This window comes from Cupriavidus sp. UYPR2.512 (genome assembly GCF_000379565.1).
Lineage (GTDB): Bacteria > Pseudomonadota > Gammaproteobacteria > Burkholderiales > Burkholderiaceae > Cupriavidus.
Window position 1 is genome coordinate 1 of the sequence record NZ_KB902916.1, and the last position, 6135, is coordinate 6135.

4 protein-coding genes and 3 pseudogenes are annotated in these 6135 nt (G+C 55.1%); 1 reads left to right on the top strand and 6 read right to left on the bottom strand.

Annotation, left to right across the window (positions count from 1 at the left end):
* Positions 1–125: 125 nt before the first annotated feature.
* From A3A5_RS38230 to A3A5_RS0110735, 4 genes and pseudogenes are all read right to left on the bottom strand, one after another.
* Positions 126–850 (bottom strand): annotated as a pseudogene (locus tag A3A5_RS38230) (IS30 family transposase); the annotation flags it as partial.
* A 200-nt stretch (positions 851–1050) separates the two neighbouring features.
* The gene (locus tag A3A5_RS43180) at positions 1051–2280 is read right to left on the bottom strand and encodes a winged helix-turn-helix domain-containing protein (protein WP_157637188.1); all 1230 of its coding nucleotides are present in this window, start codon (positions 2278–2280) and stop codon (positions 1051–1053) included.
* 428 nt (positions 2281–2708) lie between these two features.
* Positions 2709–3857, bottom strand: a complete 1149-nt coding sequence (locus tag A3A5_RS0110730; RefSeq protein WP_232431314.1) for a ParB/RepB/Spo0J family partition protein — start codon at positions 3855–3857, stop codon at positions 2709–2711.
* 29 nt (positions 3858–3886) lie between these two features.
* Entirely contained in the window at positions 3887–4966 is a 1080-nt protein-coding gene (locus tag A3A5_RS0110735; RefSeq protein WP_232431315.1) for a ParA family protein, read from the bottom strand.
* Between the two features lie 187 nt (positions 4967–5153).
* Here A3A5_RS0110735 and A3A5_RS43185 point away from each other — a divergent pair, with 187 nt between their 5' ends.
* Positions 5154–5339 carry a hypothetical protein gene (locus A3A5_RS43185; protein ID WP_157637189.1) on the top strand — a complete coding sequence of 62 codons (186 nt, stop codon included), beginning with the start codon at positions 5154–5156 and terminating at the stop codon, positions 5337–5339.
* A 26-nt stretch (positions 5340–5365) separates the two neighbouring features.
* On the opposite strand, the pseudogene A3A5_RS41195 reads toward A3A5_RS43185, so the two are convergent.
* A pseudogene (locus A3A5_RS41195) lies at positions 5366–5518 on the bottom strand (ATP-binding protein); the annotation flags it as partial.
* 332 nt (positions 5519–5850) lie between these two features.
* Positions 5851–6042 (bottom strand): annotated as a pseudogene (locus A3A5_RS44640) (IS5/IS1182 family transposase); the annotation flags it as partial.
* Between the last annotated feature and the right edge of the window lie 93 nt (positions 6043–6135).

Sequence of the window (6135 nt, forward strand, 5' to 3'; positions counted from 1 at the left end):
CAACGAACAGCTTCAAACCGTGGCGGAAAATCCGGCGCTTGTACGCTCATTCTTCCGCCATCCTTCTGTCGCATATATTTCTGACTGCTGAGTAAAAGAGAGTTGCAGGAACACCTACGGCGTTCTCGAGCCATCTCACGGCCCTGGTCGTAGGTCAGCGTCTGGCGCAGCGGCGCGACCAGGGGTTGCAGCTTGGCGGTGAAGCCCGCCAAGGCCGAAGCAGCAGTAGCGACGGGCATCTTGACCAGCAGTACGGCGCGGCTCATGCGCTCGACCAGCACGCCCACGGCCGATTGGTTGCCCGCGCCCTTGATGAGGTCGCCCTCCCAGTGCCCTGGCATCAGCCGGTCCTTGACCTCGGGCCGGCGCACATGGATGCTGACCATGTCGGGAACCTGCCGCGCCGGTCAGTGCCACGCGAGCGCGGCAGGCACTTGGCGCAGCCTTGACGCAGGCAGGCGATAAGCTGGCAGCGCAGTTCACCTCGCGGATAGGCGTAAATGGCGTTGTAGATGGTTTCGTGGGACATTGGCAGTCGCGCGCTCGTCAGGGAAGGCGCGTTTGCGCGTAGCGGAGATTTCCTCGGGCGACCACTTCTGATCGAGGAGTGGCGCACCACGCCCCACAGCATACTGTCGGGAGGAAGCTTGGGGGATGGACGACTGGCCTAGCGCACGGCAGGCTTGTGCGCTCATTGCGCCATAGCGGCCACGGGCGGTGGTATTGCGGCGAAGCTCACGCACCAGTGTCGAAGGCGCGTGGTCTAGCCTGCGGGCCATACGATGTTCTTCCAAATCTCGATGCGCACGCGCTCTTCGGGTTGTAGTTGTTGGTACTTCGTTCTTGTCATTCACTGCACCTTACCGGATGGCAAGGTGTTGCACTTCAGATTTGAGTCCGCCCGGCTTCAAGCATCAGGATCAACTTGGCCCGACGCGCGTCGGTTGCCCGAATGGTTCGGCTCGCGTGACCGACAGTAACTGCGCACGCTTAGTCAGATTTCATTTCCCCAAGCACCCAATGAGTCTTTAAATCCGACATCTTGACGGCCTACCAGTGGCGGCGTTGGCGCAACAGAGCCAAGTTTTCCGCGAGCTGGGCTGTCACGGCCGCTGGTCGCCGCGCAGTCCTGTCTGGTTTAGTCTGTCCAGCCCAAGACTTCCCCTTCCCAGAAGCCAGTGCCTCAAGCTGCTGCAACGCCAGGTGAATCGGTGTGGAGGAGGTGTATGCCCCACGGCAGATAACGACGGACGCCTCGTCGACAGTAATCGCAGAGCCGTCTTGCATATCAAAGGTTTTGCCTCGTAATAAGGTCGCGAGCTCGTTAATACGAGCCTTCTTCTTAGCGTCTTGCTCCGCTTGTTGCCGTTGTAATAGGCCGGCCTCAGCCTGCACTTTTGAGACGAACGTGAAATCTACCTCCTTGGTCAGTAAAACACTCAAATAAGCAAATAGCTCTCTGCCACGCAGCTTTCCGAGGGGGTGCTTAGAGACGGCGACAACATCCGACAGCCGTTTGCCGGTGTCTCGCGCAACTTTCATGAGCTTGAAAATGCCAGTGATCGCGAGTGCGTTGCTCTCGGCCAACCACGCCAAATCGGCGGGCACTGGTTTGCCGTTGATTATCTTGAACGCAAATCCCCGCGAGGATTGTTTCTTCGTAGAAGACTGCTTGTTTACACCTGGGTTAACGTCTGTCACCGATGTGAGGTGAGTACAGTAAGTCCCTGAGCGAGTAGGCTCATTTTTTTTTGGCCCATCACATCTTGCGGCAAGCGCACTTGCTTCTTTGGTGGTCCGAAGAATTCCCAACGCTACCAATAGTTTTGGTGTGAAACGAATCCTTCCAATGTTTTGGAGCTTCAACCTGGTACGCAACTGCTTCTCGCGCTCGATAAGGCCCTGCCCTTCTAGGGTCGACAAGGCGCGATAAATGGTGGCTTCGCTTACTCCAACATGGCGGGCCAGCGTTTCCTTTTTTACGAATGCCAACTGATGCGTGCATTTGTCACTGAGCGAAAAGCGAATCAACGCTGCTAATACCTGACGCGTCGTTATTGACAGATCAACAAAGAACCGGGATTCATAGGCGAGCGCGATAGCCTTCATGATTCGCGCTGGAAGGAAATCAGGATCCTCGAAGCTATTAGAAGCTTCGCTATTAACTGGATCTGGTTCTGTCGGCGATGCAAGCCCCCTAGCCGCAGAGTGCCCTTCAAATTGTGTTGTATATTTTTTTGCGACAACAAGCTCTCCGCCGACAGGAATATGGGTCGTCATCGTTCGCCTCATTTGGCTTTGTTTGTGAAGAGCATTGACACCACGACCCGACCTTCCTACACTTCAATTTCGTGACTAAGATTGGAAGTACTGCCCGAGTCAGTGCATCATCGAGAAAGCTGGAGTTGCCGCTCCGGCTTTTTCTTTTGTTTTTGATTTAGAGTCTCATTGCCGATCCTATTCGTTGGAAAGGCACAAAAAAGCAAATGCCCCAAGGCTGTTGGGGCATTTGCTTTAGTGCTCTGAATTTTGAGGGAGTTTTAACCGGTTAAATTTAGTGGGGTGGTCACGCTGATGCACCCCATTTGGCCGGTTAAATGCCGAGCGACTATTCATACCAGCGGCATAGCCTAACCAGTTAAACCCGTGTAGGGAATTAGACGTGCGGATGTGCGCAACAGAAGTATTCGACACGACAATGTACGTTTCTAGCGACTTTTAGACGCGTGAAGGCGTTCAAGAAACACTTTCGTGATGTCGGCTGCACCGCTGTTGATCACGTCCACTGCCGCCTCCAGGATCTTCAGCAATTCCTCTTTGGCTTTACCCGGTAACGCTGCGGAAGGCTGCAGTTTCAATTCGATGCCACCATTGCCGTACTCGCGAAGGGATCCCAACTGTGCTGCGCCGCGTTTGATTGCCTTGTTGGTCATGGCCGCTTTGCGCAGCCGCTTATCGCCAGGGCGTACATATTGCCGGACAAGGGCCTCAATGCCTCGACGCGACACATTGCCCTCGATAACCTTGTTCACCAGCGACAGCAGTTGCTCTTCGTTCAACGTCGACATGTCCCCGATCTGGCGGGCAAGTTCAGCAGCCACCGAGTAGGGGAACGCATCGCTGTGCTCAGCCATCAGGTCGGTTACCTTGGCCGGGAACTTCCCATAAGAGAGCATCATGCTGATCGTGGGCTTGCTCCTTTCGAGCCGTTCAGCCAACCAGTCCAGCGTGGCGTGACCTTGGCTGACCAGTTCAGCCCAACGCAGGCCTTGATCGATCTGCGAAATCGGCTCAGTGGAGTCCGTCCGCTCAAAAGAAACAGCATAGAACTCCTTCGGATCATTCGGGTCGACCGCGCGTTCTAGTGCCCAAAGCTGATTCCATCCCAGCTTCTGCCCACTCTTCCAACGAGTCTCCCCGTCGACCACGAACCAATAGCCTAGCTTAGCCGGGTTTTTCGTGACGATAATAGGCGACTCCTGACCGTTCTTTGACATCTGGAGGCTGAGTTCCTTAATGCGCGCAGAGGACCGATGAATGCGGGCATTCCAGGGGTGGGCATCGATCTTATCGATCGGCACCATGAAACCGGTGCTGGTGATATTAGCAACATCGGTAGCCGTCGCGGGTGCAACTGCTACTGGCGCGGCCGCTTCGTTACTGATCGACACACTGGCGACGGCGGGAGTCGACGTGGCGGTGGCCATCGCTAGCGCAGGGGCATCAGCGGAACGTCTTGGGAAGGAGGCAATTTTGAAGTCTCCGCCCGGCATGGGGGTTGCGAAGGAAACTTCACCGCCTGCTGCAGAGCCTTTTGCAACCGGCGGTGGCTGGAACGAATGCTTTCTCTCAGTCATTAGCTAGTAGTCCTCCTCGCATCGGGGCATTATCGAACAGTCTCGGGGTGTCCTCTCGGGCATGCTTCTTCGGCAATGTTCATCACGAACTTGCAAACACCCCGAATTGCTTCGTGCTGACTTTCCAGTGAGCGATTCCGGGCCTCGAACGTGAACGGCAATACTTCCTCAAGCTCGTGGCCGTTATCGTGTATGAGCGATCGAGGGAACCGTTCCGATTCGGCGATATGTGGTGCGATCGGAACATTGTCGCCGAAAGAGCGTTGAAGGGCGCTCGTGATTCGTGTACTAGCAGTAGTGTTCGCCTTGAAGAAGTTGGGCACAGCAATAACCTGCGGAATTGATAGTTGCGATTCCGCAAGCGACGTCAGCTCGTTAGCGAGAAATCTCAGGGACTTCACAGTAAGAGCATCCAGGCGGACAGGGATGAGAAGTAAATCCGCGGCTACAAGGGATGCGCGTGAAACAACTGACGTCGACGGTGCGTTGTCAATGAGGATGATGTCGATATCCTTTAGATCGCTATCCGCGTGCGCCGCAATCCAATTGCGCAAGAACTGCTCGCGGTTGGGTTGCATAGCCAACCGGTAACCTAGCTCGCCCAGTGTGATGTCAGCAGGAACAAGTCTCGGCCCGTATTCACCATACGGCTTGACGACGATCTCGGACAGCGGAACCGTTAACTTTTCATCGCGTGTGGGGTACAAAGCATTCAAGAACGTATGCTTGACCAACCAATCACCGGACTTGCCTGGGTCGGGCACTTCATCAGGCTGAAATCCATTCATCACAGTGAGCGACGCCTGATCATCTAAGTCAACCGCAAGCATGTTGTAGCCTTGCAATGTGAGCTCCGCCGTAAGCTCGTTGGAAACCGTGCTCATGCCTACGCCTCCTTTGGGTACATACACGGCAACGACCAAAGGCCGCTTGAATTTGGCCTTCGCTCGTTGCCGCTTGGCTTTTGCAAGTTGGAGGACTTGCTCTAGCGAATACACAGGGCGCGTGGTGCTGCCGGCCGGAATCCGTTCAGGAACGATGCCATTCTCTTCGATCATCCGGCGGACCGTTGCCTCGCTCACGTCGAGCATAGGCACGATGTCAGCCAAGCGGTACTTATTTCTTTTGATTGGCACTTGGTAGTCCTGAAAGGGTTTTTTGGCAAAACTGCACGATTACCCCATCATAGCAAAAAAGGACACATGTGCATAACGATGGAGCGGTGATTTGGCTGATTTGCATGATTTACCGCGATTGCTCCGCCTTTTGAAGGTGTTGAAGCAATAGGCTTTACTCATGATCATCTTTGGACTTGTTATTCAGGCCGCCACCAATACCGCTGGAGAATTGCGTGTGCGTCCGGAAGTAGAGGAATGGTGGACGCGCAAGGTAACGGCTGAATTCTTCATCTGCTCCATGTCAAGCGACACGAAGAACTGGGCCGGTGCGACATCTAAAACTGGGCCGGTGACGACATGGTGAAGTAGTCCGCTGGCGACATCAGTGGTTTAGATTGTCGCCGTACCGCCGACGGCATTGGCGGACTGAATCAGTCCGGAGCGTCGCTTCTCTTTCAGTCGATAGCGTTCTCCCCGGATGGTGACGACATGGCTGTGGTGCAGCATGCGGTCCAGGATCGCAGTGGCAACTACAGCGTTACCGAACACGCCGCCTAGCGTTACATAACCGGTACTTCGCCACGCTCCCAGAAGTTCTCTCGGCAGTCGACGCCTGCTTCCAGCAATGGAAGAGACCAAACGAGGTACTGCGACGACTATGCTGCATTATTTAAGATGCTGTGTTTATATGCAGTTCCAGTCTTGTGAACCGGGACGTCGAGCATCCGGCATTGCGTACTTGGTTGAGCTATCGATAGTTCTTCACGCACGCAGCCGACTCGTAGTCGTACAATCTCATTGCTACGTAGTCGGACCTGAAAAATCAGTCTGAGGGCTCAGCGTGGCTGGAGGGTGGATGATTCTGGTCGCCCCCATCAGTTGACTGCGGCATGCGGGCAAAGTCGATTGGCTGCATCCCTGGCGGATCGAGCCATACCTGTGAGCAGAGTCAAGACGAAAAAAAGCCCGCGGATGCCCAGGCGGGCAATTGCTCGCAGCAGCCAACGGAGATTGAAACCTGCGGCACAGAGGATCGGATGGACGGCGTCACCGATTTCGCCCTTTAACCCATTTGATTACACACATCTCAGTCGTCAAGTTCACGGGCATACCGGAGACCGGCGGCGAAATCCACCACTCGCTGCAGGCCTTGCCAGATG